Annotated in this window: 21 protein-coding genes and 4 tRNA genes; 16 read left to right on the top strand and 9 right to left on the bottom strand. The window is 67.6% G+C overall.

The window, feature by feature from the left end:
- Positions 1–50: 50 nt before the first annotated feature.
- Positions 51–3035, bottom strand: coding sequence for a glycoside hydrolase family 2 TIM barrel-domain containing protein (locus ACFVV0_RS15375; protein WP_387064811.1), 2985 nt, complete (start codon positions 3033–3035; stop codon positions 51–53).
- A gap of 87 nt (positions 3036–3122) precedes the next feature.
- Here ACFVV0_RS15375 and ACFVV0_RS15370 point away from each other — a divergent pair, with 87 nt between their 5' ends.
- Positions 3123–3737, top strand: a complete 615-nt coding sequence (locus ACFVV0_RS15370; RefSeq protein WP_387064808.1) for a TetR/AcrR family transcriptional regulator — start codon at positions 3123–3125, stop codon at positions 3735–3737.
- Between the two features lie 18 nt (positions 3738–3755).
- Here ACFVV0_RS15370 and ACFVV0_RS15365 read toward each other — a convergent pair whose 3' ends face one another.
- The 4 genes from ACFVV0_RS15365 to ACFVV0_RS15350 all read right to left on the bottom strand — a co-directional run bounded on the left by ACFVV0_RS15365 (position 3756) and on the right by ACFVV0_RS15350 (position 8960).
- Positions 3756–5891 (bottom strand): 3-hydroxyacyl-CoA dehydrogenase NAD-binding domain-containing protein, encoded by a 2136-nt coding sequence (locus ACFVV0_RS15365; RefSeq protein WP_387064805.1) that lies wholly within the window; start codon positions 5889–5891, stop codon positions 3756–3758.
- 3 nt (positions 5892–5894) lie between these two features.
- Positions 5895–7103 (bottom strand): thiolase family protein, encoded by a 1209-nt coding sequence (locus tag ACFVV0_RS15360; protein WP_387064803.1) that lies wholly within the window; start codon positions 7101–7103, stop codon positions 5895–5897.
- Between the two features lie 71 nt (positions 7104–7174).
- Entirely contained in the window at positions 7175–8371 is a 1197-nt protein-coding gene (locus tag ACFVV0_RS15355) for an HRDC domain-containing protein (protein ID WP_387064800.1), read from the bottom strand.
- Positions 8364–8960: a DUF3000 domain-containing protein gene (locus tag ACFVV0_RS15350; protein ID WP_387064797.1), complete on the bottom strand. Its 597-nt coding sequence runs from the start codon at positions 8958–8960 to the stop codon at positions 8364–8366. Before ACFVV0_RS15350 ends, ACFVV0_RS15355 begins: the two co-directional genes overlap by 8 nt.
- Before the next feature lie 129 nt (positions 8961–9089).
- On the opposite strand from ACFVV0_RS15350, the gene ACFVV0_RS15345 reads away from it, so the two are divergent.
- Positions 9090–10265 (top strand): alpha/beta hydrolase family protein, encoded by a 1176-nt coding sequence (locus tag ACFVV0_RS15345; RefSeq protein WP_387064794.1) that lies wholly within the window; start codon positions 9090–9092, stop codon positions 10263–10265.
- Here ACFVV0_RS15345 and ACFVV0_RS15340 read toward each other — a convergent pair.
- Positions 10262–10696: a SufE family protein gene (locus ACFVV0_RS15340; RefSeq protein WP_387064791.1), complete on the bottom strand. Its 435-nt coding sequence runs from the start codon at positions 10694–10696 to the stop codon at positions 10262–10264. The genes ACFVV0_RS15345 and ACFVV0_RS15340 overlap by 4 nt on opposite strands.
- Before the next feature lie 9 nt (positions 10697–10705).
- Positions 10706–11605 carry a sulfurtransferase gene (locus ACFVV0_RS15335; RefSeq protein ID WP_387064789.1) on the bottom strand — a complete coding sequence of 300 codons (900 nt, stop codon included), beginning with the start codon at positions 11603–11605 and terminating at the stop codon, positions 10706–10708.
- Positions 11606–11792: 187 nt separating this feature from the next.
- Here ACFVV0_RS15335 and zapE point away from each other — a divergent pair, with 187 nt between their 5' ends.
- From zapE to ACFVV0_RS15310, 5 genes are all read left to right on the top strand, one after another.
- The gene (zapE, locus tag ACFVV0_RS15330; RefSeq protein WP_387064786.1) at positions 11793–12863 is read left to right on the top strand and encodes a cell division protein ZapE; all 1071 of its coding nucleotides are present in this window, start codon (positions 11793–11795) and stop codon (positions 12861–12863) included.
- 5 nt (positions 12864–12868) lie between these two features.
- Positions 12869–13888, top strand: coding sequence for a serine hydrolase domain-containing protein (locus tag ACFVV0_RS15325; protein WP_387064783.1), 1020 nt, complete (start codon positions 12869–12871; stop codon positions 13886–13888).
- A 215-nt stretch (positions 13889–14103) separates the two neighbouring features.
- On the top strand, positions 14104–15387 hold the full coding sequence (locus ACFVV0_RS15320) for an ammonium transporter (RefSeq protein ID WP_387064780.1): 1284 nt from the start codon (positions 14104–14106) through the stop codon (positions 15385–15387).
- 101 nt (positions 15388–15488) lie between these two features.
- Entirely contained in the window at positions 15489–16787 is a 1299-nt protein-coding gene (locus ACFVV0_RS15315) for an ammonium transporter (RefSeq protein ID WP_387064777.1), read from the top strand.
- Between the two features lie 55 nt (positions 16788–16842).
- Complete coding sequence (locus tag ACFVV0_RS15310) at positions 16843–18144, top strand: LCP family protein (protein WP_387064774.1); 1302 nt, start codon at positions 16843–16845, stop codon at positions 18142–18144.
- 12 nt (positions 18145–18156) lie between these two features.
- On the opposite strand, the gene ACFVV0_RS15305 is transcribed toward ACFVV0_RS15310, so the two are convergent.
- Positions 18157–19215 (bottom strand): acyltransferase family protein, encoded by a 1059-nt coding sequence (locus ACFVV0_RS15305; protein ID WP_387064771.1) that lies wholly within the window; start codon positions 19213–19215, stop codon positions 18157–18159.
- Between the two features lie 57 nt (positions 19216–19272).
- Positions 19273–19348: transfer RNA gene (locus tag ACFVV0_RS15300), tRNA-Val, on the bottom strand.
- Positions 19349–19511: 163 nt separating this feature from the next.
- Between ACFVV0_RS15300 and ACFVV0_RS15295 the strand changes: the two genes are divergently transcribed.
- The 9 genes from ACFVV0_RS15295 to ACFVV0_RS15255 all read left to right on the top strand — a co-directional run bounded on the left by ACFVV0_RS15295 (position 19512) and on the right by ACFVV0_RS15255 (position 26378).
- A tRNA-Gly gene (locus ACFVV0_RS15295) sits at positions 19512–19583 on the top strand.
- A 53-nt stretch (positions 19584–19636) separates the two neighbouring features.
- Positions 19637–19710: transfer RNA gene (locus tag ACFVV0_RS15290), tRNA-Cys, on the top strand.
- Between the two features lie 17 nt (positions 19711–19727).
- Positions 19728–19802: transfer RNA gene (locus ACFVV0_RS15285), tRNA-Val, on the top strand.
- A gap of 252 nt (positions 19803–20054) precedes the next feature.
- On the top strand, positions 20055–21992 hold the full coding sequence (gene thrS / locus ACFVV0_RS15280) for a threonine--tRNA ligase (protein WP_387065206.1): 1938 nt from the start codon (positions 20055–20057) through the stop codon (positions 21990–21992).
- A complete protein-coding gene (locus ACFVV0_RS15275; protein ID WP_387064768.1) occupies positions 21980–22600 on the top strand; it encodes an HIT family protein in 621 nt (206 codons plus the stop codon). Before thrS ends, ACFVV0_RS15275 begins: the two co-directional genes overlap by 13 nt.
- Positions 22601–22683: 83 nt before the next feature.
- Complete coding sequence (gene pdxS / locus ACFVV0_RS15270) at positions 22684–23586, top strand: pyridoxal 5'-phosphate synthase lyase subunit PdxS (protein WP_387064765.1); 903 nt, start codon at positions 22684–22686, stop codon at positions 23584–23586.
- Positions 23576–24169, top strand: a complete 594-nt coding sequence (pdxT, locus tag ACFVV0_RS15265; RefSeq protein WP_387064762.1) for a pyridoxal 5'-phosphate synthase glutaminase subunit PdxT — start codon at positions 23576–23578, stop codon at positions 24167–24169. The genes pdxS and pdxT overlap by 11 nt, the downstream gene beginning before the upstream one ends.
- Before the next feature lie 70 nt (positions 24170–24239).
- Positions 24240–25442, top strand: a complete 1203-nt coding sequence (locus ACFVV0_RS15260) for an NAD(P)/FAD-dependent oxidoreductase (RefSeq protein WP_387064760.1) — start codon at positions 24240–24242, stop codon at positions 25440–25442.
- Positions 25443–25475: 33 nt separating this feature from the next.
- Positions 25476–26378, top strand: coding sequence for an RNA polymerase sigma-70 factor (locus tag ACFVV0_RS15255; RefSeq protein WP_387064757.1), 903 nt, complete (start codon positions 25476–25478; stop codon positions 26376–26378).
- The last annotated feature ends 32 nt before the right edge of the window (positions 26379–26410 follow it).

The raw sequence follows: 26410 nt of genomic DNA, 5'->3' as shown, positions 1-26410 counted from the left end.
ACGCCGCCCGGGCCTGTCCCGAGACGGCGTGTTGCGACCCCTCGTCGCGGTCAGTGCGTCGTGAACCGGATGCGCAGCGAGCGCGCCTGAGGACGCAGCGCGAAGGCGGGCCACACGTCGGGGCCGCAAGCGCGCGACCCGAGGCCGTGCTGCGCCGCGTCCACGAAGAGGTAGGTCGTATCGCTGGCGGGCAGCTCGAACGGATGCGCCGCAGCAGCGATCTGCTGCGGAGTGTGCCGGCTGAGTGTGAAGCCGGGCCGTCGACCTCGCGAGTCCGGCGCGAATTCCAGGCCGAGCGCATCCCGGCCGGCCGACCGCAACGTGAGCCTCCGGGTGTCCGACCGGTGCCCGGTCTCCTGGGGACGCGCGTACTCCGCCGAGAGGTCGTCGATCGCCGCGCTGAACGCCCCGACGCTCGCCGCATGGATGCTGTCGGGGTACGACTCGAGGGGACCGCGGCCGAACCACGACACTCCGTCGATGCCCGTGACCGCGTCGGGGAAGTCGAATCGCACGCCGACGCGCGGCCAGACCGTCGACCATCCGGCCGAAGGCTCGATCTCGACGCGCACGTCGAGCTCGCCGTCTTCGAACGTCCAGGTGGTGTCGACCCAGACGGCGAGAGAGGAGTCGGCTGCCGAGACTCTCGTGAGCGTTCGCAGGCCCGTCGCGTCGTTCTGCACCTCGACCAGGCGGTGGGTGAGCCGGTCGAGGCCCTGAGCTCGCCAGAGGTCGGCGCTCGAGACGTCGGGGATGCTCGAATCGCTCCCGTCGATCCCTGTCGACGACGTGCCTTCGTCGTTGTCGGTGGGCGCCCTCCAGAGCTCGAGCCGAGGGCCGCGGGCGGGTCGACCGCCCAGCCCGACCAGCCGGCCGCGCTCGAACTCGGCCGGGCCGAGGGTCAGCGAGCCCGTGCCGGCCGTGCGAACGCTCGGCCCCGGCAGAGGTGCTCGGCGAGCCGGCGCAGACCGGTCCTGCTGGCCGGAGGCGACCACGTGGCCCTCCGGCGCCCACGCGGTGTCCGAACGCAGTTCGGCGTCGATCGTCAGCCACGTCTCGGCGGACTCCGCCACCCGGAGGTGCGGGAGCGCGACCGCCACCGACGTCCCGGCCGCGAGCGGAGGCACCTCCAGCTCGCCCGTCTCCACCGCCAGACCATCGTGCTCCACCCGCCAGCGGAATCGCAGGTCGGACGCATCCGCGGAGTGCCGTAGGTTGGTCAGCTCAACGGTCTCGTCGTCGAATGCGAACGCGATCGGCTGCACGACCGCCTTGAACTCGTGCAGGCCCGGCGTGGGCACGTCATTGCTCAGGATCATGCCGTCCATCACGAAGTTGCCGTCGTGCACGACCTCGTCGAAATCGCCGCCGTAGGCGTAGAACGGCTCGCCGGCGGCGTTCTTCGTCAGCAGTCCGTGATCGCGCCACTCCCACACGAACCCTCCGTGCAGCCGCGGATGCTCACGCGTGAGCGCCTCGTACTGGTCGAGAGCTCCCGGGCCGTTGCCCATGGCGTGCGCGTACTCGCAGAGCAGGAACGGCTTGGTGCGTTGCCGCGCACCCTGAGCAGGGCCGCAGTTCAGGAGGGGCGCGCGCGAGCCGTCGGTGCCGATCTCCGCCGTCTCCAGCACCGATGGGTACATGCGGGAGTACACATCCGTGTAGTCGCCGGTGTAGTCGCCCTCATAATGCACGGGCCGCTCGGGATCACGGGCGTGCACCCACGCGGACATCGCCGCGAGATTCGATCCCGTGCCCGACTCATTGCCGAGCGACCAGATCACGATGCTCGGGTGGTTCTTGTCGCGTTCGACGGTTCGCCGGATGCGGTCGAGGTAGGCCTCCCGCCAGGCCGGGTCGTCGCTGGGGTTGGCCCTCCAGTCGTCCTTCTCGAATCCGTGCGTCTCGAGGTCGCACTCGTCGATCACCCAGAGTCCGAGCTCGTCGGCGAGGTCGAGAAGACGCGGATGCGGCGGGTAGTGGCTGGTGCGGATCGCATTCACGTTGAACCGCTTCATCCGCATGAGGTCTTCGCGAGCGTGCTCCTCGTCGAAGACGCGGCCGCGTTCGGGATGCGTCTCGTGCCGGTTCATCCCGTGGAAGACCACGCGCCGGCCGTTGACGAGAAACCGGTCGCCGCGGATCTCGACGGTCCGGAAGCCCAGGCGCATGGCGATGCTCTCAGCCGCGTTCGACACGGTCGCCGAGTACAGACGCGGCGTCTCCGCGCTCCACGGTGCGACCTCGCCGACCGCGAACGAGCCGACGTCGGCCGGCGACGACCACTCCTGTTCCACGCCGAGCTCCGGGATGCGGAGCGTGATCGGGTACGCCCCCGCATCCGCCGTCACCGTCGTCTCGACCGTTCCGTTTCCGTCGAGGAACCCGGTGCGCAGCCAGACATCCTCGATCCCGTTCCGGGGTCGTGCGATCAGGGTGACGTCGCGGAAGATGCCGGGGAGCCACCATTGGTCCTGATCCTCCAGGTAGCTCGCCGCCGACCACTGGTGCACGCGAACGGCCACCACATTGTCGCCGGGGCGCACCGATCCCGTCACATCGAACTCCTGCGCGAGCCGGCTGCCGGTGGCGATCCCGATCTCGTCGCCGTTCACCCACACCTTGTACATCGACTCGACGCCGTCGAACCGCAACAGGATGCGTTCGGCCTTGGACCACTCGGCGGGCACTTCGATGGTGCGCCGGTAGTCGCCGGTCGGGTTCTCGTCGGGGACGTGCGGAGGGTCGACCGGAAACGGGAACTGCACATTCGTGTAGATCGGCAGACCGTACGCGCCGTCGCCCTGGAGCACCCAGTGCGAGGGGACGGGGATGCTGTCCCAGCCGCTGTCGTCGAAGTCCGCCGCTGCGACGTCCTCCGTCGTCGGGGCGAACGGCGACAGCCGGAACCGCCAGTCGCCGTTCAGAGACAGGGAGGGCGCATCCGAGTGCAGCCAGGAGCGCGGGGGACGCCGTGCTCCGCGGCCCGGAGCGGTGTCGGCAAGGTACGGCGAGATCGCAGTCGGTTCGGTCATATCCTTCACTTCGTCGTGGATTGCTCGATTAGCATGACGCTATACGAAAATAGACCGTGTGACCTAATTTGGACGGAATAGGGAGAGATGTCACCCACCGAGAGCGCGCGCCGGCGCGGGCCGTACGCGAAGACCGCCGCCCGCCGCGAGCAGATCGTGGACGAGGCCTACCGCCTGTTCGCGACCCGTGGCTACCACGCGAGCTCGCTTCGGGATGTGGCGGCCGCGTCCGGCATGAGCCAGTCGAATCTGCTCCACCACTTCGGCAGCAAGGAGGAACTGCTGCTGGCGGTGCTCGCACGCAGGGACGCCCTCGGTGGATCGGACGTTCCGAGCGGGAAGGGCGACCCCTTCGACGAACGGATCGTCGCCCGGGCGGAGGCCAATGAGAGCATCCCCGGACTGATCGCGCTGTACAGCGTCCTGTCGGCCGAAGCGACGACGGCCGGGCACCCCGGCCGCGACTACTTCCTGGGGCGCTACCAGAGGCTGCAGGACGACTATCAGGCGGAGTTCGAAGCCCTGCGCCAGGCGGGGCGACTCCGCGCGGGCGTCGACCCGGCGGTCGCCGCGGCCAGCGTCGTCGCACTGTGGGAGGGCATCCAATTGCGGTGGCTCTACGAGCCAGAGGGGATCCACGCCGGCGAGGCGCTGCGGTCGTACCTGGACCTGGTGATCGAAGAGAACGGGGCGGGCGCTTAGCGCACCCGCCCCGCCGTCCTACGCCACGCCCGCGACGGGCGGGTGGTGGAACGTGTCGCCGAAGACGCGCTCCGACGCGCCGACCCGGTCGAGGTACGGCGTGATGCCGCCCATCTGGAACGGGAAGCCGGCACCGAGGATCATGCACAGGTCGATGTCCTCGGCGGCGTGCACGACATCGTCCTCGAGCATCCGGTGGATCTCGTCGGCGAGGCCGTCTTCCAGGCGCTGGAGGATCTGCTCCTTCGTCCACGGGTTCTTGCCACCCGAGACGATCTTCGCCGCGGTCTTGTCGATGCCCTTGACCTTGCCCTTGGAGTCCTTCTCCAGCAGCGTGCCGTGCTCGGCGAGCCTGTGCAGGTTCTCGCTGCGGTAGAAGCGCTCCGGGAAAGCCTCGTGATGCGTGTCGAGCACATGGGCGCCGACCTTGAGACCGACCAGGTCGAGCAGCTCCGAGGGCGGCATCGGCAGGCCGAGAGGCGCGAAGCCGGCGTCGACGACCTCGAACGGCGTGCCGTCGTCGACCGCGTGCATCGCCTCGCCGAGAACCTTCGCCAGAACACGGTTGACCACGAAACCGGGGGTGTCGGCGGTGATGACAGCATTCTTCTTCAGGGCGGCGGCGGTGACCATCGCGGTCGACAGCGTTGCCTCATCCGTGTTCGGGGTGTTGACGACCTCGATGAGCGGCATCACGGCGACCGGTGTGAAGAAGTGGAAGCCGACGAGGCGCTCTGGATGCTTCAGCTTGGCGCCGATCTTCTCGACCGAGAGCGACGAGGTGTTCGTGGCGAGCACGGCGTCGTCGGAGATGTACTGCTCGATCTCCTCGAAGACGTCCTGCTTCACGGACAGTTCCTCGAACACCGCCTCGATGACCCAGTCCGCGTCGGCGAAGAGGGACTTGTCGGTGGTGCCGGTGACGAGCGCGCGCAGCCGGTTGCCCTCATCCGGTGAGATGCGGCCCTTCTCCTGCAGCTTGCCGATCTCGTCGTGGATGTACGCGACACCCTTGTCGACATGCGCCTGGTCGAGGTCGGTGATGACCACGGGCACGCGCAGACGGCGCACGAACAGCAGGGCGAACTGGCTGGCCATGTAGCCGGCGCCGATCACGCCGACCTTCGTCACCTTCTTGGCGAGCTTCCTGTCCGGCGCACCGGCCGGGCGCTTCGCCCGTTTCTGTACCAGGTTGAATGCGTAGATGCTGGCCTGGAACTGGTCGCCGGAGATCAACTCGCCGAGAACCTCGTCCTCGCGCTCGAAGCCTTCCTCCTTGGTGCCGCTCTTGGCCGCCTTGAGGAGATCGAGCGCAGCGTACGGCGACTTCGGAACGGTGCCGATGCGGCTCTCCAGCATCCTGCGGGCGATGCCGATCGCGGCATCCCACTTGACCATCCGCTCGACCTTGCCGGGAACGTTCGGACGCTTCACGGTGAGCTCACCGGACACGACCCTGTCGGCCCATTTGATCGAGTCCTCGAGGAAGTTCGCCGAATCGAAGATCGCGTCGGCGATGCCGAGGTCGAACACGTCCTGCGGCTTCAGCATCCGGTTCTGCTTGAGCGGGTTCTCGACGATCACTTTGAGGGCGTTCTCGATGCCGATCAGATTGGGCAGGATGTACGCGCCGCCCCAGCCCGGGATCAGGCCGAGGAAGACCTCCGGCAGCGCGAACGCGGCCGCCGAGCGATCGATCGTGCGGTAGTCGGCGTTGAGGCCGATCTCCACGCCGCCGCCGAGCGCGAGACCGTTCGTGAACACGAAGGACGGCACGCCGAAGGTGGCCTGCTTTCCGAGCACGTAGTGGCCCAGCTGGGGGAGCAGCTTCGCCACCTCTTTGTTCGGGATGTCGCCGACCTTGCTCAGGTCGGCGCCCGCGGCCAGGATGAACGGCTTGCCGGTGACGGCGACCGCGTGGATCTCGCCGCGGCTCGCCCGCTCGGTCAGCGTGTCGAAGGTCGTGCCCAACTCGAGCAGGGTCGCCGGACCCATCGTGTTCGGGCGCGTGTGGTCGCGGCCGTTGTCGAGGGTGACGAGAGCGAGGACCTTGCCGCCCGAGAGCGGAATGTCTTTGACGAACGAGTGGGTGATGACCTCGTCGTCCGAGACGGCGGCGAGCGGGCTGAAGTCGATCTTGGAATAGTCGGTCACGTGTCAGGCCTTCCGCGCGGCGCGCTTGTCGAAGTGAGGGTTCTCCCAGATCACGGAGCCGCCCTGGCCGAGGCCGACGCACATGGCGGTGAGGCCGTAGCGCACCTCGGGGTGCTCCTCGAACTGGCGGGCGAGCTGGATCATCAGACGCACGCCGCTGGCAGCGAGCGGGTGGCCGACGGCGATCGCGCCGCCCCACTTGTTGACGCGCTCGTCCTCGTCGTCGATGCCGAAGTGGTCGAGCAGCGACAGCACCTGGATGGCGAATGCCTCGTTCAGCTCGAACAAGCCGATGTCGTCGATGCTCAGACCCGCCTTGCGGAGCGCCTTCTCGGTCGACGGCACGGGGCCGATGCCCATGATCTCCGGCTCGACGCCGGCGAAGGCGAAGCTCACCATGCGCATCTTCGGCTGCAGGCCGAACTCCTTCACGGCGTCATCCGAGGCGAGCAGGCTCGCGGTCGCCCCGTCCGTGAGCGGCGACGAGTTTCCGGCGCTGACGCGGCCGTGCGGACGGAACGGAGTGCGGAGGGTGGCGAGCGACTCCATGTTCGTCTCGGGGCGCATCCCCTCGTCCTGCACAGCGAGACCCCAGCCGCTCTCGGAGCGGATGGCGACCGGTACCAGGTCGGGCTGGATCTTGCCCGCAGCGTATGCGGCAGCGGTCTTCTGCTGGCTCCGCATCGCATACCGGTCACTGCGCTCTTTCGTGAGAGCCGGGAAACGGTCGTGGATGCGTTCGGCCGTCATCCCCATGTTGAGAGCGTCCTCGCCGACGAGGCGCTCCGAGAGGAAGCGCGGATTCGGGTCGGCGCCGAATCCCATCGGGTGGCGCCCCATGTGCTCCACACCGCCTGCGATCGCCAGGTCGTAAGCGCCGAACGCGATGCCGGAGCCGAGGGTGGTGACGCTGGTCATGGCGCCCGCGCACATCCGGTCGATCGCGAATCCGGGAACCGACTTCGGCAGACCGGCGAGCAGCGCCGCCGTGCGCCCGAGGGTCAGGCCCTGGTCGCCCTGCTGCGTGGTGGCGGCGATCGCCACGTCGTCGATTCGGTCCTTGGGCACGTTCGGGTTGCGCTCGAGCAGCTCGATCATGGCTTTGACCACCAGATCGTCCGCTCGCGTGTTCCAGTACTGCCCTTTTTCGCCGGCTCTTCCGAACGGAGTGCGGACTCCGTCGACGAAGACGACATCAGCTCTATCGGCCACAATGCCTCCCATATCAGGTCGTCAACGATCCTAAAGAGGCGACCTGTGAGGCGAGAATCGTTTGATTCTTTCTACGAAGCGGATTCGTCGCTCTCGGCCGGGTTTTGGTGGGCTTCCACAAAGGCCTGGGCGATGATCTGTGAGGTTGCCTCAATCTGCCATGCCCGTGCCCCGTATTCGGCCAGACCGGCGCCGACCGTTTCGGCCGTGATCTCGGCCGGCGGGTTCCAGGCGACCCGGCGGAGGGTCTCCGGAGTGAGCAGGTTCTCGATCGGGATGGATACCTGCTCGGAGAGCTCGGTAACGGCCGCCCGTGCGGCTTTGAGCCGCGCATCCGCCTCGGGATTGCGATCGGCCCAGGCGCGGGGCGGCGGCAGGCTGTCGCTGTTCCCCCGGACTACTGGGAGGTCCTTCGTGGTGCGCCCGGCTTCGATGGCGGCCCACCAGCGGTCGATCTCCGTGCGGCTGGCGCGGCCGTTGAACTCGCGCAGAGACGCGAGGCCGCGTTTCGTCTCCGGCATGGCCTTCGCTGCTGCTGTCAGGGAGGCGTCGGGGACCAGGCGGCCGGGAGCGGTGTCCAATTCGCGGGCGAGCTGGTCACGCGTGAGCCAGAGCTCCCGTGCCACGGCGAGGTTCCGAAGGCCCTTCACAGCGTGGATGCCGGAGAGTCGGCGCCAGGGCTCGGACCGCGACGGTTTCAGGTCACGCGCCAGCTCGTCCTCGAACTCCTCCCGGGCGATCTCGGACTTGCCGGCCTCGACCAGCAACGCGTCGATGGCGTCCCGGAGATCGGGGAGCAGTTCCACATCCAGGGCCGCGTAGAGGAGCCACGGCTCGGGAAGCGGCCGCGTCGACCAGTCGGCAGCAGAGTGCTCCTTGGCGAGGTGGATGCCGAGCAGCTCCTCGACGACTGTTCCGAGTCCGACGCGAGGCATCCCGAGCAGTCTGGCGGCCAGCTCGGTGTCGAAGATCCGCTTCGGGTCGAGACCGACCTCGCGGAGGCAGGTGAGGTCCTGCGTCGCCGCGTGCAGCACCCACTCCTCGTCGGCGATCGCCGCGTTCAGCTCCTCGAAACGGCCGACCGCGGGAGGGTCGAACAGAAAGGTGCCGGCGTCTCGGCGGAAGACCTGGATGAGATAGGCGCGTTGCGAGTACTTGAAGCCCGAGGCGCGCTCGGCGTCGACCGCGACAGGCCCGGTGCCGGCAGCGATCGCCTCGACTGCTTCGAGATAGTCGTCTCGCGTAGCGATGACGGTGTGTTCAGCCACGCGGTGTCCGTCTCGTGGACAGCAGGCTCACGCCCTCGCCGGCGGGCGGCAGTCCCGCAAGCATGCAGAGCAGCTCGCCCCAGCCCTCGACGTGCGCGCGGATGTCGTGCTCGAGCGGGGTCCAGGATGCGCGCAGCTCGATCTGAGAGCCGTCACCCTGTTTCGCCAGCTCGCCGAAACCGGTGGAGATGATCTTCGTGGCCGTGCCGCTGGCGGCGGTGTACTTGGCGCCGCGCGCGTCGAGCGCATCCACCAGCCAGGACCAGGCGACGTCGGCGAGGAACGGGTCGAGTCCGATCTCGGTCTCGAGCGGCGCTTGGGCGAAGCACACGACGCGGAATCGGCCGCCCCACGCTTCGGGCTCGTCAGGATCGTAGAGCAGGATGAAGCGTCCGGTACCGAGATCGGAGTCGGCGCCGTGACGGGCGGGCCGCACATCCGCCGCAAGCGCGACAGCATACGGGGCGAGCTGACCGGGCGCGGGGATCTCGCTGATCACCAGTTCGGGACGCGATCGAACGGTGCGGACCGTCTCCAGAGCCGCGGCGAACTCCGGGGGAGTGCGGGGGGTCGAGGATGTTGTCGGCACGGTACGAACATTAGGGTTTCTACAGCTACGGCAGCGGTAAGGCACGCCGCTTGGAGCTTCCTCTGTGCTGGTCCTGTGAGAGCTCGTTGCCTCCTGCCGGATCCGAGGCGGGCGCATTACGCTGCTGACATGGCGAGGTCGATGATCGCGAAAACCCTGTGGACGGCAGCCGGCGTCGCCGGTGGGCTGGTGTTGCTCACTGCGGCGGGAGCCGGGCTCGTGATGGCCCGGGTCGCCCTCACCGTGATCACGCCGGTGCGCAAGCGGCCGCAGAACCAGAGCATCCGTGCCGTCGATCGGGATGCGGGCACGGTGACCCTCAAGGACACCCCCGATTCCGCCGTTCCCGGCCGGTACGGCCTCTGGTTCGACGACGACACCGGCTACGCGAAGGTCGGCGGGTTGGTCGAGCGCGCCGACGGCGCCGTCACCCGCACCGTGGAGCAGGTCGTCTTCGGCGACCTGCATCCCACCTGGAGGGCGCGGCTGACCGGCTACTACTACCTCGAGCCGGAGGAACTCGGGCTCCCCGTTCGCAGTGTCAACATCCAGACGGAGCTCGGCGAGGCTCCGGCATGGGTGTTCCCCGCGCCCGACGGCGACACGACCGGACGCTGGGTGATCCAGGTGCACGGCTGGGGCGCTACGCGGCAGGAGGGTCTGCGCGCCGTGGCGACTTTCCACGAGCAGGGCTACACCAGCCTCCTCGCCTCCTACCGCAACGACGGGGACGCACCCGAGAGCGCCGACCGGCGGTACGGGCTCGGCGGAACCGAGTGGCGCGATGTCGACGCCGCCATCGGGTACGCCCGGGACAACGGAGCCCGTTCGATCGTCCTCATGGGCTGGTCGATGGGTGGGGCCGTCGTGCTCCAGGCCATCACGCGCACGCCGTCGTCCGACCTCATCCACGGCATCATCCTGGAGTCTCCCGTCGTCGACTGGATCGACACCCTGGAGTACCAGGCGCACCTCCTGCGCCTGCCGAACCCCATCACGCAGGGAGCGTTGCGCCTGATCGAGTCCACCTGGAGTGCACCGATCACCGGGCTCGGGGCTCCGATCGACCTGGCGAGCATGAACTTCGTCGCCCGTGCCTCCGACCTGAACCTGCCGACGCTCATCCTGCACAGCGACGACGACGGATTCGTGCCGTCGACCGCGTCCCGGGCGCTTGCCGAGGCCCGCAGCGACATCGTCACCCTCGTCCCCTTCGCGACGGCGTTGCACACCAAGCTCTGGAACTACGACGAGGAGCGCTGGAAGACGTCGATCGCCGGGTGGCTGGCTGAGAACGTCAGCTAGGCGGCGAGCCGCTCGCGCACCTGGCGCTTGGTGCGGCCGAGGAGCGCCGTCATCCCGCGGATGCGCAGCGGCGACACGGCCTGTGTGAGCCCGAGGGTCTGCGGGTAGTCGTCGGGAACGGCGAGCACCTCCTCGGCGGTGAGCCCGGCGAGTCCCTGGGCGAGGATCGACGCGAACCCTCGGGTGGTGGGGGATTCGCGGGGCGCCGTCGCGTGCAGGTGCACGATGTTCTCGTCATCCACCTCGACGAAGATGTAGACCGGCGACTGGCACTCGACGACCCGCTCGAGCAGGTCGGGGTGGTCGCGGTAGCGTTCGGGCAGGTCGGGGAGCTCGTTGGAGAACTCGAGCAGCAACTGCAGTCGGTCGGGCTGCTCGAGCGCCAGGAAGTCATCCCGGATCTCCGCGAGAGCCGGTGCGAGATCGGTCATACAGCGATTTTACGTCGCCGGGACCTCGCCGGGCTCGCTACCGGTGGCAATGGGCACCCGCACGGCGCTGCCCCACTCCGTCCACGATCCGTCGTAGTTGCGGACGTTCTCGAATCCGAGCAGATGGGTGAGCACGAACCAGGTGTGGCTGGAGCGCTCGCCGATGCGGCAGTAGGCGATGACTTCGTCGCCCGCTTTCAGACCTGCCTCGCCGAGGTAGATCGCCTCCAGGTCCGCCCGGCGCTTGAAGGTCGCATCCGGGGCGGCTGCACGGGCCCACGGCACGGACGCGGCCGACGGGATGTGCCCGGCACGGAGCGCGCTCTCGGTCGGGTACCCGGGGATCTCGGTGCGCTCGCCGCTGTACTCCTCGGGGGAGCGCACGTCGATCAACGGCTGCCCGAGGTGGGCGAGCACGTCGTCCTTGAAGGCGCGGATGACCGTGTCATCGCGCTCGACGACGGGGTACTCGGTCGGGGTGACGGTGGCCGGATCGGTGGTGATGTCGCGACCCTCGGCGATCCACTTGTCGCGGCCACCGTCGAGCAGCCTGACGTCTTCGTGGCCGAACAGCGTGAACACCCAGAGGGCGTATGCGGCCCACCAGTTGTTCTTGTCGCCGTAGATGACGACGGTCGTGTCGCGGGCGATGCCCTTCGAGCCGAGCAGCCGGGCGAACTCCTCACCCTGCACGTAGTCGCGCAGCACCGGGTCGTTCAGGTCGGTGTGCCAGTCGATCTTGACGGCTCCCGGGATGTGCCCGGTCTCGTACAGGAGTACGTCTTCGTCGGACTCCACCACCACCAGCCCGGGTTCGCCGAGGTGTTCCTGGAGCCACTCGGTGCTCACCAGGCGTTCCGGGTGCGCGTAGTCGGCGAAGGCGGGGGAAGAGTCGACCTCGACGGTCATGGGTGATGTACCTCCAGATAGCGGCCGTCTCCCGATGGCGACGGCCGGCGCGCGGAAAAGTCTCAGCGGTGTCGGTTTAGGCTGGGGGCCTCGACACTCAGCGAACTTACGTTCCAGGCTAACGCGGTGTAAACGGTCGCTGTAAGACTTCGACACAGTACGTCTCCGACACAAAGGTGCAAGCCAGATGACCCTCGAACAAGACCGCACGGCTGCGGAGTCCAGTGCGCTCGTGCGCCTCAGTGAGCGCACACCGGACATCACCGGGGCGGAGATCGCCGCATCCCTGGTTCCGCCGTCGCAGTTCGAGCACGCGACGTTCGAGTCGTACCGTCCCGACCACGACTACCCGTCGCAGTCGGAAGCGGTGGCCATCCTCAAGAAGTTCGTCGCGTCGTGGGAGCCGCAGCGCCCGACCGGCTTCTTCAGCCGCAACCGCAAGAAGGCGGAGATGAAGCCCGGTGTCTACCTCGACGGCGGTTTCGGCGTCGGCAAGACCCACCTCCTCGCCTCGCTCTGGCACGAGGCCCCGGCTCCGAAGTACTTCGGCACGTTCATCGAGTACACCGCCCTCGTCGGCGCGCTCGGCTACGCCGGCGCCGTCAATCTCCTCCGCGGATCCGCTCTCATCTGCATCGACGAGTTCGAACTGGACGACCCGGGCGACACGATGATGATGACCCGGATGCTCGGCGAACTCGTCGCATCCGGCACCCGCATCGCGGCCACGTCCAACACCCCGCCGAACGCGCTCGGGGAGGGGCGCTTCGCCGCCAGCGACTTCCTCCGTGAGATCCAGGCGCTCTCCGACCGGTTCGAGACCGTGCGCATCGACGGCCTCGACTACCGCCGCCGCGCCGTCGAAGGCGGTGCCGTCACTGTCGAGCCGGCGGCGTACGACGCGACCGTCGACGCACTCGTCGCCCGGGGCACGACCGTCACCTCTGACGACTTCGCCACGCTCATCGCGCACCTGGCCACCGTGCACCCGTCCAAGTACATCAAGCTGCTCGACGGGGTCGACGTCATCGGGCTCACGGATGTGCACATCCTGCACGACCAGATGGCCGCGCTGCGGCTGGTCGCCTTCATCGACCGCGTCTACGACGCCGAGATCCCGATCATCCAGACCGGTGCCGCCCTCAGCGAGGTCTTCGACGAGGAGATGCTCGGCGGCGGCTACCGCAAGAAGTACCTCCGTTCCGTCTCCCGCATGATCGCCCTCACCACGGGCGAGCTGCCGCCGCACGACGACTGACGATCATGGCCGACCTCGCTGAGACCATCGACTCTCTCGCACACGACACCGGGTTCGCCGGAGCCGTGTCGGTGCAACGGGCGGGCGAGTCTGTGATCGGGAGCGCGTACGGACTCGCCGATCGTGCTCACCGCATCCCGAACACGGTCGACACCCGCTTCGGGATCGCCAGCGGTGTGAAGGGGCTGACCGCGCTCGCCGTCGTCTCGGTGATCGGCGACGGGATGCTCGCCTTCGACACGACGGCCCGGTCGCTGCTCGGCCGCGACCTCCCGCTCATCGACGACGCGGTGACGGTCGAGCAGCTGCTCGCGCATCGATCGGGCATCGGAGACTACTTCGACGAAGACGTCGAAGGGGAGATCACCGACTACGTTCTGCCGGTGCCTGTCCACGAGCTCGTCGACACCGAGGATTACCTGCGCGTGCTCGACGGGTTTCCGCAGAAGTTCGCGCCGGGCGAGCGGTTCTCGTACTGCAATGGCGGCTACGTCGTGCTGGCGCTGCTGGCCGAGCGGGCGAGCGGGGTGCCGTTCCACCGGCTCGTGCGCGAGCGGGTCGCCGAACCGGCCGGCATGCGGTCCACGGAGTTCCTGCGCTCCGATGAACTGCCGGGGGATGCGGCGCTCGGCTACCTGCCCATCGACGGCCTCGACCGCACCAACGTCTTCCACCTCCCGGTGCGGGGGAGCGGCGACGGGGGACTCTATTCGACGGTCGGCGACTTCGGACGCTTCTGGCCCGCTCTCTTCGAGGAGCGCATCCTGCCCGGGGACATCGTCGACGAGCTCGTGCGGAGGCGAAGCGAATCGGAGGACGGCCGCGGGTACGGGCTCGGGTTCTGGATACCCGCGTCGTCGGGCGAGCCCGCGCATCCGGAGACCGTCATGCTCGAAGGATTCGACGCGGGAGTGTCGTTCCGCAGCTGGCACGACCGCCGCACGGAGACGACCGCGACCGTCGTCTCGAACACCTCCGACGGCACCTGGCCGATCGCCCGTCGGCTCGTGGAACTCCTGGCGTAGTCCCCGCCCGGGCGAACCCCCGGCTGTCTACCCGGGTATTCGCTGCACCACGAAACACGATGTTTACATGCATCGGCCACCCGTAACACTTGCGAAACACGAGCATCGCTCGACCGAAACCTCACGCGACAAAACTGGCGACACCCCGAAGCGCTCCTGAACCCGAGAACATGCGGGGACACTTTGTGCAATCACGAGAGAGGTAGACGATTCGTATGTTGCTACACACAGCAGCCGACACCGCTACGACGGTGTCAGTGAACTCCCTGTGGCTGCTAGTCGCCGCAGCGCTTGTTCTGCTCATGACGCCCGGCGTCGCGTTCTTCTACGGAGGAATGGTCCGCGCCAAGAGCGTCGTCAGCATGATGATGATGAGCTTCGGCGCCATCGCGATCGTCGGAGTGCTCTGGGTGCTCTACGGGTACTCGATGTCGTTCACATCGGGCTCCGACTGGCTGATCCCGCACGTGCTCGGCAACCCGTTCACGAACGCAGGCCTGATCCCCTTGCTGACGTCGTCGGATGGCGGGCCCGACCTGAACATGCTCGCGTTCGCCGGCTTCCAGGCCACCTTCGCGATCATCACGGTCGCGCTGATCTCCGGAGCGATCGCCGACCGCGCCAAGTTCGGCGCGTGGATGGTCTTCGCTGGCATCTGGGTCACCGTCGTCTACTTCCCGGTCGCCAGCTGGGTCTTCAACTTCACCATGGGCCCCAACGGTCTGACCGACGGCGGCTGGATCGTCTTCGGCCTGGGCGTGAACGACTTCGCAGGTGGTACTGCGGTCCACATCAACGCCGGTGCGGCCGGCCTGGCCCTGGCGCTCGTGCTCGGCAAGCGCATCGGCTTCCAGAAGGGCATGGCCAAACCCCACAACGTGCCGCTGACCCTCCTCGGCGCCGCGCTCCTGTGGTTCGGCTGGTTCGGCTTCAACGCCGGCTCGGAGGCCGCTGTCGACGGGATCGCCGCCCTCGCCTGGATCAACACGCTCGCCGCTCCCGCTGCCGCGACCATCGGCTGGCTCGTGATCGAGAAGATCCGAGACGGCAAGCCGACATCGATCGGTGCCGCATCCGGTGCCGTCGCCGGTCTGGTCGCGATCACCCCGGCCTGTAACATCCTGACCCCGTTCTGGGCGATCGTCCTCGGCCTCATCGCCGGTGCGGTCTGCGCCCTCGCGGTGGACCTGAAGTTCAAGCTCGGCTTCGACGACTCGCTCGATGTCGTGGGCATCCACCTCGTCGGCGGTCTCATCGGAACGCTGTACATCGGCATCTTCGGCACCGGCATCGGCCTCATCGACACCGGCAGCCTCACGCAGCTCGGTGCGCAGGCCATCGGCGCCTTCTCCGTCCTGATCTACTCGTTCGTGCTCACCTTCGTCATCGGCTGGATCATCCAGAAGACGATGGGGTTCCGCATCAAGAACGAGGACGAACTGGCCGGCGTCGACACTGTCGTGCACGGCGAAGAGGGCTACGCACTCGAGACCGTCTGATCCGTTTACTCACAGCTGCAAGCGGGGTGTCGCCTTCGGGCGGCACCCCGCTTCGTGTGGGCGCTAGGGTGAACCGACGATGACGAGCAGGAGGAGGACCGATGGTCTCGTGGCGCCCCGACGCCATCGTGGGTCTTGCAGAGTTCGCCTCCAGCAGGCAGGTGGATGCGCTCCTCCTGATCGTCAGCGCCACGTTCGCCTTCGCCGTCGTGCCCGGTGTCGCCTTCTTCTACGGCGGCATGTCCAGTCGGGCGGGAGCCGTCGCCGCCTTCCGCGCGTCGATCTCCGGGGCGGCAGTGGTGGTCTGTCTCGCGATGCTCGGGGGAGTCGGGCTGATCGTCGGGCCCGCCCTCATCCCCGGGTTCATCGGACGTCCCGACTGGGGAATGGTCTCGCTCGTCGTCCAGGCAACCGGATCGGCTGCCGACCCGTATCCGCTCGCGCGTGCCGGCTACGTCATCGCCCTCTGCGCCGTGGCGACGGCGATCCTCGGAGCCTCGATCGCCTCGCGCGTCACCCTGCGGGCCTGGCTGGTCTTCGTGGTCTTCTGGTCGGTGCTCGTCGTCTTCCCGGCCTGCTACGCGGTGTTCTCCACCGACGGGTGGGCGACGGGCGGGATGCAGGTGATCGACTTCGGCGGCGCTCTCCCGGTCAGTATCGCGGCCGGAAGCGCGGCGTCCGGGATCATCCTCGCCTGCGGACGGCGCAGCCATCCGTCGCCCGGAACGCACAGCCTGCCACTCGTGGCGATCGGGGGAGCGTTCGTCTGGTTCGGGTGGTTCGGCATCACCGTGGGCTCCGAGGGCTCGATGGACCCGTTCACGCCGCTGATCTGGGTCAACACGCTGGTCGCATCCGCCGGCGGTGTCCTCGCCTGGGTCATCGTCGACCGCGTGATGCTCCGTCGGCCGAACATCACCGGCGCTCTCTGCGGTGCCGTGTCGGGCCTCGTGGCGATCACACCGGCTTCGGGAGTGCTCACGGCGGGGTGGTCGCTCCTGCTGGGCGCCCTGGCCGCCCTGGCCTGCGCCAGCATGGTCGACCTGGCCGCACGCGCCCGGTTCGGCGTGCCGATGACCATCTGTGTCGTCCACATCGTCGGCAGCCTGGTCGGCATCCTCTTCATCGGCCTGTTCGCGACCGGGGGCGGGCTGATCGACAGCGGCAACTTCGACTTGTTCGTCGCGCAGGCGATCGCCGGATTCGCCGTCGCAGGATGGTCGTTCGCGGTCTCACTGGCTCTGGCGCTCCTCCTGAGGGTCACCCTGGGGCTCACGAGGGTCCGGTACGGTGCCGACGGGGGTTCGTCCACATTTCGTCTGAATTCGTTCAGGCGTGCCGGCCGAAACCCCGTCGTTCTCCCAGAGCTGCCAAAGGGTTCCAGGAGGATGCGCGGCTAGCGTGATCGCGCCGCCGTGAACGCGATCGGCACCGCCGAATCGAAAGTCCGACCGTTTGCGAACCGATCCCGCCCCGACGCCGCTCAACCAGCAATTCCGCGACCGCAGGCGTGGCGCCGCCGTGCCCGTCCGTCACGGACGGCTCACGCGCCGGCGGCCGCACACGGCCATCCTCAAGCTCCTCGGAGCCGTGGTGACCGTTGCGCTCGTCAGCAGCGCCGGCGTCGCCGCCTACGCTGTCGCCGACACGGTGAGGTCGATCAAGCCGGGAATCCATCTCGCCACGGCGCCCGGGCAGACGCCCCCGGCCGTCGGAGCCGTCGACGGCGCAGTCAACCTCCTGCTGACCGGCACCGACACCCGCACCGGTCAGGGCGGTCAGTTCAGTTCGGCGCAGGAGCTGGCGGGCAGCTCCGGAGCCGGCAGCAACGACGTGACCATGGTGCTGCACATCTCCGCGGACCACACCAACGCCACAGTGATCAGCATTCCGCGCGACCTCGTGACGGGCGTGCCCTCCTGCCCGAACGGCAAGGGCGGCTCGACCTCCCCGCAGGCCGCCGCGATGTTCAACACGACCCTGGCGACCGGGGGACTCTCGTGCGTGGTGCTGACCGCCGAGAAGCTGACCGGGCTGAGCATCCCGTACGCCGCCATGATCTCGTTCGACGGCGTCATCGGCATGTCGAACGCCGTCGGCGGGGTCGACGTGTGCCTCGCCACGCCTCTGAAGGATCCGTACGTCGGCTTGAACCTCCCAGCCGGGCAGCAGACTTTGGTGGGGTCGGATGCGCTGGCCTTCGTGCGCAGTCGCCACGGTGTCGGCGACGGCAGCGACCTGGGCCGCATCAGCAACCAGCAGCTGTTCCTCTCGGCCCTGATGCGCAAGGTCACCAGCGCGGGTGTGCTCAGCAATCCGGTGACCCTGTACACGCTCGCCCACGCTGCGGTCACGAACATGACCCTGTCCGACACGCTCACCCAGCCGACGACTCTGGTCGCGATCGCGCTGGCGCTCAAGGGCATCAGCCTGAACAACATCGTCTTCCTGCAGTATCCGACGCGCACCGATCCGGCCAACCCCAACCGGGTCGTGACGGATGCGCAGAGCGCGGCGCTCCTGCAGAGCGCTCTCGCAAGCGACCAGCCGGTGCAGCTCTCCGGCAAGCTCGGTGCCGCCACGGAAGCGGCCCCGGGGACGACGCCGAGCCCGGCCCCGACGGAGACGGCCACCGGCGCGCCCACCGCGCCTGCGACGAGCGATACCACGCCCACCCCGACCCCGACGGGTGTTGCGCTGCCATCCAACGTGACCGGCCAGACGGCCGCCGATCAGACCTGCACCAAGGGCAACTGACTCCGTTGCGCCCTACTCGATGGACGCCGGAGCGCGTTGGCCGCCGAGCCATGCCGGAACGGAAGCGTTCTTGAATTTGAGCGCCCTGGACTCGATCAGATACCAGCTCGCAGCGGCGAAGCCGACCGTGACAACGAGCACGATCGCCAGGTAGGCCGGGAGGCCGAGAGCGTTGAGCCCGAAGAAGGAAGCAAGTTGGAGGATGGGCCAGCCATAGATGTACATGCCGTAGGAGAAGTCACGTTTGACACCGACGCGGGTGAAGGGCAATCGCGCTCCTGCCCAGATGATGACGTATGAGAAAGCCAGTACGCCGATCGGGCGGAACCCGATGGTCGCGTAGGTGGACACCGCGACGATGAGGCACACACCGAATAGCCACCAGGAGACCTTACGGTCGAGCAGTACATCACGCCACAGGTAGATCGCCGAGCCGAGCAGGAAGCACACCGTGAGCGTCGCCTGCCGCCCGTCGCTGACGCCGAGAACGCTCGAGAGCACAACTTGCTGCCACAGCCATGCGGCGATCAGGAGGATGCTCACGACGCGACGATTGAGGACGCGCATCGCCGCGAGCGCGCAGATGATGAGGTAGCAGGCGAACTCGTACGGCAGTGTGTAGATCGGTCCGTCCCACAGCGTCGGGTACGGGTTGCCTGCGAGGGTATCGCCGATCTGCTGCTGGTTGTTCGCCAGCAGGAAGTTGTTGAGGATGAACCCGAACGGATTCGGCGTCGTGCCCGGGTACTCCGTGAGGCCGTGCGACGCTCGCCACACGATCGGGGCGAACAGTACGGTGATCACTACCAGGCAGACCCAGTAGGCCGGCATGATCCGGAGGATCCGGTGCCAGAGGAACCGGCCCGTCGACAGGTGCTCGCCGCTTCGTGTGATGAGGAACCCCGAGAGCGCGAAGAATCCTTCGACGGCCAGGAATCCGACGTTGTTGTTCACTCGACCGACGTCATGGCCGAACCCGCCGAGGGGCCACGCGTGTGAAACGATCACGGCAGTCGCCATCGCAACGCGCATGAAGCCGATGCTGTTGCGGCGAGGGTCAAAGATGGTCACGGTCAACCATCCTCGCACTACGCATGTCCCGAAAGCGAAAGCAAGCCAGGACTTTTCTGGTGGGCGATACCGGACTCGAACCGATGACCTCTTCCGTGTGAAGGAAGCGCGCTACCAACTGCGCCAATCGCCCTGAAGTGCGCCGGAGATTGCCGGCTGCGAGACTCGATACTAGCCGACGTTGCGCCTCCGACGCACATCGGCAGGCGACACACCCGGTGGCGTAACCCGGTTTGGCGAACGGCGAATGAATCGGCTACAGTCATTCAAGTGCCGCGAGTGTTGTGGTGCAGAATGCGGATGTGGCGCAGTGGTAGCGCATCACCTTGCCAAGGTGAGGGTCGCGAGTTCGAATCTCGTCATCCGCTCGAGTCGGCCCGGTCGAAGGATCGGGCCTCTCACTACGGTGGTGAACCCAAACGGTGGATTGGCCGAGAGGCGAGGCAGCGGCCTGCAAAGCCGTATACACGGGTTCGAATCCCGTATCCACCTCCAACCTGCTACGCAGGCTTGGGCGATTGGCGCAGCGGTAGCGCGCTTCCCTGACACGGAAGAGGTCACTGGTTCGATCCCAGTATCGCCCACCACAGCCCCCGGACTCCGGGGGCCTTTTCTTTTCCCGGCACTCGCCGAGTCCGCACGAACAACCATGCGAGTCCACGCAAAATCGGCTCAAAACTGCCGAGTACACGGAGAGTCTGCGGACTCGACAGGTGAGCTCTCGGTCCTTTTCGCATTCGGTGCCCCGCTAAAGTTGAATTCGTCCCCAACAACGAACTTTAGGAGTGGAAAAGGTGGCTGACGGCTTCGAGCTCTTCACCGACCGTTCCGTTGTCGCGATGCGCGTCAACGGCGAGCTGAAAGATCTCGCAACGCAGGTCACGACCACCGACACCGTCGAACCGGTGACGATCGACTCGCCTGACGGACTGAGCATCCTGCGCCACTCCACAGCCCACGTGCTCGCGCAGGCTGTGCAGTCGATCAACCCGGAGGCGAAGCTCGGGATCGGCCCGCCCATCACCGACGGCTTCTACTACGACTTCGACGTGAGCGAGCCGTTCACCCCCGAAGATCTCAAGGTGCTCGACAAGGAGATGTCGCGCATCGTCCGCGCCGGTCAGCGCTTCGTGCGCCGCGTGGTGACCGACGACGAGGCGCGCGCCGAACTGGCGAACGAGCCGTACAAGCTCGAGCTGATCGGCTTGAAGGGCGGGGTCGTCCACGGTGACACCACCGCGTTCGACGAGAGCGAGAGCGTCGAGGTGGGCGGCGGCGAGCTGACCATCTACGAGAACGTCGACCCCAAGACCGGGGAGACGGTCTGGAAGGACCTCTGCCGCGGGCCGCACCTCCCGAACACACGCATGATCGGCAACGGCTGGGCCCTCACCCGCGTTGCCGCGGCGTACTGGCGAGGCAACGAGAAGAACAAGCAGCTCCAGCGCATCTATGGCACCGCCTGGCCGACGAAGGACGAACTCCGCGCTTACCAGGTGCGCATGGAAGAAGCGGCCAAGCGCGACCACCGCAAGCTGGGCGCCGAACTCGACCTGTTCAGCTTCCCGGATGAGATCGGCTCGGGTCTCGCGGTGTTCCACCCGAAGGGTGGCATCATCCGCAACGAGATCGAGAACTACATGCGCGAGCGGCTGATCGCGAACGACTACGAGCTCGTCAACACCCCGCACATCACCAAGGGCCGGCTCTACGAGATCAGCCAGCACCTCTACTGGTACAAGGACGGGATGTTCCCGCCCATGCACCTCGACGAGGAGACCGACGACGAGGGCAATGTGACCCGGCAGGGCCAGGACTACTACCTGAAGCCCATGAACTGCCCGATGCACAACCTGATCTACCGAGCCCGGGGGCGAAGCTACCGCGAACTCCCGTTGCGCCTCGCCGAGTTCGGCACGGTGTACCGCTATGAGAAGAGCGGCACCCTGTCCGGCCTCACCCGCGTGCGCGGGCTCACCCAGGACGACGCCCACATCTATGTGACCGACGATCAGATCAAGGACGAGGTGGCGCGGCAGCTCGAGTTCGTGCTCGAGACCCTGCGCGGCTACGGACTCGACAACTTCTACCTGGAGCTGTCGACGAAGGATCCCGACAAGTATGTCGGATCGGATGAGAGCTGGGAACAGGCCACCGAGACGCTGCGCCAGGTCGCTGTCGAGTCCGGCCTCGAGCTCGTGGCCGACCCGGGCGGGGCCGCGTTCTACGGACCGAAGATCTCGGTGCAGGCCCGCGACGCGATCGGCCGCACCTGGCAGCTCTCCACCGTGCAACTCGACTTCAACCAGCCCGAGCTGTTCGAACTCGAGTACACGGCGGCCGACGGCACGCGCAAGCAGCCGGCGATGATCCACCGGGCGCTCCTGGGATCGATCGAGCGCTTCTTCGCCATTCTGCTCGAGCACTACGCGGGCGCCTTCCCGGTGTGGCTGTCCCCGGTGCAGGTCGTCGGCATCCCCGTCGCGGATGCGTACGGAACGTTCCTCGATGACGTGATCTCGCGGCTCAAGGCTCGGGGAGTGCGCGCCGAGGTCGACCACTCCGACGACCGCATGCAGAAGAAGATCCGCACCCACACCAAGGCGAAGGTCCCCTACCAGCTGATCGTCGGCGAAGAGGATGCGGCGGCCGGCACGGTCAGTTTCCGCTTCCGCGACGGAACCCAGCGCAACGGCGTGACGGTCGACGAAGCGATCGACCGCATCGTCGGCGCGATCGAGAAGCACGAGCAGGTCGACACGGCATGGCTCGACTGAGCATCGAGGACTACGACGACCAGGAGGGCGCGGACGTCACCGCATCCGGCGAGGTGCGACACGACGACCCGTCCTACCTGGTCGGCGTGCCCGACGAGTTCCAGCGGCTGTGGACGCCGCACCGAATGGTCTACATCCAGCACGGACAGCAGCCCGGCGAAGACGACTGCCCGTTCTGCGTTGCACCGACCAAGAGCGATGAGGATGCGCTGATCGTCACGCGTGGCGAGCACGCGTACGCGCTGCTCAACCTCTTCCCGTACAACAGCGGCCACCTGCTGGTCGTCCCGTACCGCCACGTCGCCCTGTACGACGAGGCGACGCCGGAGGAGATCGATGAGATCGCGCGCATCACCCAGACCGCGATGCGCGTCATCCGGGAGGTCTCCAAGAACGACGGCTTCAACATCGGGATCAACCAGGGCGCCGTGGCCGGTGCGGGCATCGCCGCGCACCTGCACCAGCACATCGTCCCGCGGTGGGCTCAGGATGCGAACTTCCTGCCGATCATCGCCAAGACCAAGGCTCTCCCGCAGCTCCTGGGCGACGTGCGCGAGGCGATCGCGAACGCCTGGCCCGCGGCTGAAACGACAAGCGCCGCCGAGTAGAATCGCAACAGCGTTGCTCGCAGCCGGGAGGCCGCGAGCTCATGGGTGCGCCGCGTGAGGCTGCGGCGCCGAGAGAGGACAAAGTGACCGACACCACTACCGCCGACCAGTTCGGGTCGAACCGCGTGAAGCGCGGCCTGGCCGAGATGCTGAAGGGCGGCGTCATCATGGACGTCGTGACGCCCGAGCAGGCGCGCATCGCCGAAGACGCCGGAGCCGTCGCCGTCATGGCCCTCGAGCGCGTTCCCGCCGACATCCGCTCGCAGGGTGGCGTCGCTCGCATGAGCGACCCCGACCTCATCGAGGCGATCATCGCCGAGGTGTCCATCCCCGTCATGGCGAAGGCCCGCATCGGCCACTTCGTCGAGGCCCAGGTGCTGCAGGCGCTCGACGTCGACTACATCGACGAGTCCGAGGTGCTGAGCCCGGCCGACTACGTGAACCACATCGACAAGTGGGGCTTCACCGTCCCCTTCGTCTGCGGTGCGACCAACCTGGGTGAGGCGCTGCGCCGCATCAACGAGGGGGCGGCGATGATCCGCTCCAAGGGTGAGGCCGGCACGGGCGACGTCTCGGAGGCGACCAAGCACATCCGCAAGATCAAGTCGGAGATCGCCGCCCTGAGCGCGATGAGCAAAGACGAGCTGTACGTCGCGGCGAAAGAGCTGCAGGCGCCGTACGACCTGGTCGTCGAGGTCGCCGAGACCGGCAAGCTGCCGGTCGTGCTCTTCACCGCCGGCGGTGTCGCGACACCGGCCGATGCAGCGATGATGATGCAGCTGGGCGCCGACGGCGTCTTCGTCGGATCCGGCATCTTCAAGTCGGGAAACCCGGCCCAGCGTGCGGCGGCGGTCGTCAAGGCCACCACGTTCTTCGACGACCCGTCGGTGATCGCGGATGTGTCGCGTGGCCTGGGCGAGGCAATGGTCGGCATCAACGTCTCCGACCTGGCAGCACCGCACCGCCTCGCCGAGCGTGGCTGGTAGTCCTCGGGTCGGCGTCCTCGCCCTGCAGGGTGATTTCCGCGAGCACATCGCGGTCCTCAAGGGTCTCGGCGCGGACGCTGTCCCGGTGCGTCGTCCCGAGGAGCTCGCGCAGGTCGGCGGGCTGGTGATCCCGGGTGGCGAGTCGAGTGTGATGGACAAGCTCTCCCGCGCCTTCGGCCTCGCGCAACCGCTCAAGGATGCGATCGCAGGCGGGCTTCCGGTGTACGGCACGTGCGCCGGTCTCATCATGCTGGCCGACAGCATCCTGGACGGGATCTCTGGTCAGCAGAGCCTCGGGGGTCTCGACGTCGCGGTTCGGCGCAACGCCTTCGGTTCGCAGCTCGACTCGTTCGAGACGGACCTCGACATCCCCGTCCTCGGCGCGGAGCCGGTGCATGCGGTGTTCATCCGGGCGCCCATCGTCGAGAGCGTGGGGGAGAAGGCGACGGCCCTCGCTGCGGTCGCCGACGGTCGCGTCGTCGCTGTCGAGCAGGGAAGCCTCATCGGCACGTCGTTCCACCCGGAGATCACGGGCGAGCTGCGGTTCCACGAGTATTTCCTCGACAAGGTACGCGCCGCGTAGCAATCGAGGGCGCTGTCACAACGGTCGACCTCCCGGTGTCGTATGGCTGAATCCAGACAAAGGAGACAGCATGACCGAGAACACCGAGGTCGTCGTGATCGGCGGCGGTTACGCCGGGGTGATGGCGGCGAACCGCCTGACGCAGCGCGACGACGTGCGAGTGACACTGATCAATCCGCGTCCGACCTTCGTCGAGAGGATCCGCCTGCACCAGTTGGTGGGTGGATCCGACGACGCGGTGGTCGACTACCGGGACGTGCTGGCGCAGAGCATCCGGTTGGTCGTCGACACCGTGACGCGCATCGACGCTCCAAGGCGCGCTGTCACGCTGGCGACCGGAGCCACGGTCGGCTACGACTATCTGATCTATGCCGTGGGGAGTCGCAGCGCCGATCGGGTTGTCCCGGGCGCGGCGGAGTTCGCTTTCCCGATCGCCGACCTCGAGCAGGCTCAGCAACTGCGGTCCGCGCTCGACGCCACTCCGAGCACGGCCCCGGTGACGGTGGTCGGAGCGGGTCCGAGCGGCATCGAGACCGCTGCCGAGCTGGCGGAATCGGGGCGTGCAGTGACCCTGCTCTGCGGTGGGGTGCTCGGCCCATACCTGCATCCTCGCGGGCGCAGTTCGGTGGCCGCCCAGCTCGCCAGGCTCGGGGTGACCGTGCTCGATGGTCCGGCGTCGACGGCCACGCGGGTGACTCCGTATGCCGTGGAGCTCAGCGACGGCAGCACGCGTGCCAGCGCGGTGACGATCTGGACAGCCGGGTTCACAGTGCCGGACCTGGCGGTCCGCAGCGGACTGACCACGGATGCCCGGGGACGACTCCTCACGGACGAGACCCTGACGAGCGTGGACGACGAGCGCATCGTCGCTGCCGGCGACAGCGCGGCGCCGTCGGATCTGCCGTTCCGGATGAGCTGCCAGGCCGCAGGGCCGTTGGGCGCGCATGCCGCCGACACCGTCCTCAATCGGATCGGCGGTGAGGAGCCGACGCCGATCGCACTGGGATTCGCCGGCCAGTGCATCAGTCTGGGACGCCGTTCCGGCATCTTCCAGTTCGCGCACCGCGACGACACCGCGACACGATTCGCGCTCGGCGGTCGTGCGGGAGCGGGGCTCAAGCAACTGGTCTGCTGGGGTACGGTCAAACAGCTGACGGACGAGGCACGCAAGCCCGGATCGCTGACCTGGGCGTGGTCGAAGGACGACAAGCGCCGACAACTTCTGGGAGCCGGGATCGGCGAGACCTCGACCTCCGCCGGGCGCACGATCTAGCCCGCATCCGAGACCGAAGGGGACAGGGGCGAGATGAACGTCAACGACACGGACACAGGGCCAGCGACCGAGGCATTCGTCGCCCACCGCAACCTGCTCTTCACGGTCGCCTACGAGATGCTCGGATCCGCGGCCGACGCCGAAGACGTACTCCAGGAGACCTGGCTGCGCTGGGTCACGGTCGAGCTCGGGCACGTGCGCGACCAGCGCGCCTACCTGGTCCGCATCGTCACCCGGCAGGCGCTCAACCGGCTGCGCTCGGTGCAGCGGCGCCGCGAGGCGTACGTCGGTCCGTGGCTTCCCGAGCCCCTGCTCACCACCCCGGATGTCGCCGAGGACGTCGAGCTCGCCGAGAGCGTGTCGATGGCGCTGATGCTCATCCTCGAGACCCTGTCGCCGACGGAGCGCGCTGTCTTCGTGCTGCGCGAGGCCTTCGACGTCGGCTATGACGAGATCGCGGTCGCCCTCGACAAGAGTCCGGCTGCCGTGCGGCAGATCGCGCACCGCGCACGCCTGCACGTCGACGCCCGCCGCCCACGGGAGGTGGTCTCGCCGGGCGAGACGCGGGCGGCGCTCGCGTCGTTCCAGCGGGCGATCGAGACCGGCGACCTTCAGGGTCTGCTCGACGTGCTCGCCCCCGACGTCATCCTGGTGAGCGACGGTGGTGGCTTGAAGCAGGCCGCGCTGCGGCCGATCATCGGCAGTGACAAGGTGGTCCGCTTCATGGTCGGCGGGTCGAGCAAGGCTCAGGGCGCGATCTCCAGCGAGCAGACGGTGGTCAACGGCAACCCGGCGCTCGTACTGCGCGTGGGCGGCGAGATCGACGGCATCATGGCGATCCGCGTCGAGGATGCGCACATCACCGGCGTCTACTACGTCCGCAACCCCGAGAAGCTCTCGCGAGTCGAATCCGAGACCGCCCTCACCAGGAGATGAGCCGCGGCTTAGCCGGAACCGGTGCGGCCGAG

The organism is Leifsonia sp. NPDC058230 (assembly GCF_042882245.1).
Classification (GTDB): Bacteria; Actinomycetota; Actinomycetes; order Actinomycetales; family Microbacteriaceae; genus Leifsonia.
The sequence above is the reverse complement of the archived record's forward strand: the minus strand, read 5'-3'. Positions and strand labels throughout refer to the sequence as shown.

Coding starts and splice junctions, on each gene's coding strand:
- ACFVV0_RS15275 (WP_387064768.1), top strand. CDS start 21,980: ATGGCTCGACTGAGCATCGAGGACTACGACGACCAGGAGGGCGCGGAC.
- ACFVV0_RS15325 (WP_387064783.1), top strand. CDS start 12,869: ATGGCCGACCTCGCTGAGACCATCGACTCTCTCGCACACGACACCGGG.
- ACFVV0_RS15375 (WP_387064811.1), bottom strand. CDS start 3,035: ATGACCGAACCGACTGCGATCTCGCCGTACCTTGCCGACACCGCTCCG.
- ACFVV0_RS15345 (WP_387064794.1), top strand. CDS start 9,090: ATGGCGAGGTCGATGATCGCGAAAACCCTGTGGACGGCAGCCGGCGTC.
- ACFVV0_RS15335 (WP_387064789.1), bottom strand. CDS start 11,605: ATGACCGTCGAGGTCGACTCTTCCCCCGCCTTCGCCGACTACGCGCAC.
- ACFVV0_RS15315 (WP_387064777.1), top strand. CDS start 15,489: ATGGTCTCGTGGCGCCCCGACGCCATCGTGGGTCTTGCAGAGTTCGCC.
- ACFVV0_RS15370 (WP_387064808.1), top strand. CDS start 3,123: ATGTCACCCACCGAGAGCGCGCGCCGGCGCGGGCCGTACGCGAAGACC.
- ACFVV0_RS15255 (WP_387064757.1), top strand. CDS start 25,476: ATGAACGTCAACGACACGGACACAGGGCCAGCGACCGAGGCATTCGTC.
- ACFVV0_RS15260 (WP_387064760.1), top strand. CDS start 24,240: ATGACCGAGAACACCGAGGTCGTCGTGATCGGCGGCGGTTACGCCGGG.
- thrS (WP_387065206.1), top strand. CDS start 20,055: ATGCGCGTCAACGGCGAGCTGAAAGATCTCGCAACGCAGGTCACGACC.
- zapE (WP_387064786.1), top strand. CDS start 11,793: ATGACCCTCGAACAAGACCGCACGGCTGCGGAGTCCAGTGCGCTCGTG.
- ACFVV0_RS15320 (WP_387064780.1), top strand. CDS start 14,104: ATGTTGCTACACACAGCAGCCGACACCGCTACGACGGTGTCAGTGAAC.
- ACFVV0_RS15340 (WP_387064791.1), bottom strand. CDS start 10,696: ATGACCGATCTCGCACCGGCTCTCGCGGAGATCCGGGATGACTTCCTG.